Consider the following 1965-nt stretch of genomic DNA (forward strand, 5'->3'; position numbering starts at 1 on the left):
CGTTATTCGCGGCTTCGGTGGTGGTCTACCATGCCCGCCAGGTATGCCGCTTCCAGTGCAGCCCGAACGCTCCAGACGGCGAGGTTATGGAAGTCCAGCCTGTCGCGCTTACGCGCTTCGAGGGTTTCGATATCCAAATGCACTCGGGCAATCTCGGCAATCTCACGCTTCGCTGCGGATGAAAGAAGGGGCTTTGCCATGTCGCTACTCCTCGTCGAGTTCCGCTTGCACTTGCCGGGCGAGCTTGCACAGGTTCACCTCCCGCCGGGCGATGGCGCATACCTCATCGTCGGGCAGGCTGGCCAGGATGGCCGTCGTACGCCGCTCGATTTCCCGCTGGGCCGCCTTCGGCCAGTGCACGTACTCGGCGATGCAGGCAAGTGCACTGCGATTGGGACGCCCGTACCCGGTGAGATACGCCTTCAGCCCGTCAAACATGTTCGTTTCGCGGTTCATGCTGCAGCCCTCCCGGCAAACGTGGTATTCAGGCGGGCCGTGGCGGCTGCGTGGTACGTGGCATCGAGTTCGATACCCAAGAAGCGGCGGCCGGTCTGCCGTGCTGCGATGCATGTCGAACCTGAGCCGGCGAAGGGGTCGAGGACGATGCCGTGCGGCGCGCAAAATGTCTCGATCAACGTAGCCAGGCACTCGACCGGCTTCTGTGTCGGATGCAGGCGGTTTCCGCTGTACTTCCACGGCAACACGTCGGGCACCGGCTTGGCTGGCAGGGCCGGCTGTCCTTTGGCCAGCAGATAGGCGGCCTCATGCTGGTAGCGAAGAAACCGGGCCTTGGACTGGTATGGCTTGGCAAAAACAATGTGGCCGACCACGCGAAAACCCGCGGCGCGCCAGGCGCTGAAAAAACGGTCCACGCGGTTCCAGCCATAGAACGATATGCAAAAGGCGTCATCGCGCAGAATGCGATGAATCTGTTGAAACGCAGGTAGCAGCCAGGCACCGTCTTTGTCGTTGGCGATGCGGCGGCCGCTTCGATCCTGGTAGTTCACCAGGTAAGGCGGATCGGTGAGAACGAAATCTATGGATTGATCGGGCAGCGTTGGTAAAACGGCTAAGCAGTCCCCGAGAACAATACGGCTCATGTCATGCTCCTGACTGAAGGGTTGGCTGTTCACCGCACACCGGATTCCAAGATTCGGAGCCCGCCTTTCGGGGGTTCTGTGCGGTCGGCACGACGAACCCGGCTGGCCTCGTTGCCACCGTCTTTCCTGAGTTCATCGCCCGCGACGGTCAGGAGCGCGCGGACGGGGGCCGTCAAGGAGGAAAGCGCAGGGGTGGTGCGGCCCGCAGGCGTAGCCGAGGACACGGCCCTGCGCGCCTTGACGGCGCACGGGAGCGGGCTACAGTCGCGGACAAGGTGATGAAGTCAGGGGAGACGGCTGGACAGGCAACGGCCGTCCCTGTGTGCTGGCTGCACGCAAGCGAAGCGCGCAGGCCCGGATCGGGGAATCCGGGCCGTAGGCGTCAGCCGAGCGCAGCGAGGGAACGATGGAAGCCCACTGGGGCGAAACCCCGCAGGGGGTTCGATGCGCGAGCACGACAGCGCGGCCTGGCAGCGCCGGGCGACGCACGAGTCGGGGCCAATCAGAGAACTTCGCGACACCTGGCAGCGCAGGTCAAGGAAGATCGAAGCGATGCCGCTTAAATCAGGCCGGGTCCAGACATCGACAGGGTAGCGTTGTCCGCCACGATGATATGCCTTGATAGACGCAAATCGACCAATTTCAGCGCCTCGGTCAATTGTCGGGTGAGCGCCTCGATGCCCCACGAACATCTCTAGGTATTCGACTAGGCGATTCTGGCTGTCCAGTAGGGGGGACTCGAATATTGCATAGTCTATTTCTTCGAGCATTCCGCACGGGTAAGTGTCTAAGTGCCGTGGATGCGGAGAATCGTTTTGTTACTATTATCCAAAAAGTAGCCAACAGCTCAGGGGATATCTGGAGT

The 1965-nt window shown here is 61.7% G+C and carries 4 protein-coding genes; all 4 read right to left on the reverse strand.

The annotated features are described in order from the left end of the window. Nucleotides 1–2 precede the first annotated feature (2 nt). Nucleotides 3–200 carry a hypothetical protein gene (locus N5K27_RS28770; protein ID WP_279820994.1) on the reverse strand — a complete coding sequence of 66 codons (198 nt, stop codon included), beginning with the start codon at nucleotides 198–200 and terminating at the stop codon, nucleotides 3–5. A 4-nt stretch (nucleotides 201–204) separates the two neighbouring features. Continuing rightward, nucleotides 205–456, reverse strand: a complete 252-nt coding sequence (locus N5K27_RS28775) for a hypothetical protein (protein WP_279820996.1) — start codon at nucleotides 454–456, stop codon at nucleotides 205–207. Then, nucleotides 453–1100 (reverse strand): DNA methyltransferase, encoded by a 648-nt coding sequence (locus N5K27_RS28780; RefSeq protein ID WP_279820998.1) that lies wholly within the window; start codon nucleotides 1098–1100, stop codon nucleotides 453–455. Before N5K27_RS28780 ends, N5K27_RS28775 begins: the two co-directional genes overlap by 4 nt. Before the next feature lie 559 nt (nucleotides 1101–1659). After that, nucleotides 1660–1779 (reverse strand): JAB domain-containing protein, encoded by a 120-nt coding sequence (locus N5K27_RS28785; protein ID WP_279821000.1) that lies wholly within the window; start codon nucleotides 1777–1779, stop codon nucleotides 1660–1662. Between the last annotated feature and the right edge of the window lie 186 nt (nucleotides 1780–1965).

The organism is Pigmentiphaga sp. GD03639, assembly GCF_029845405.1.
In the GTDB taxonomy this organism is placed as follows: Bacteria; Pseudomonadota; Gammaproteobacteria; order Burkholderiales; family Burkholderiaceae_B; genus Pigmentiphaga; species Pigmentiphaga daeguensis.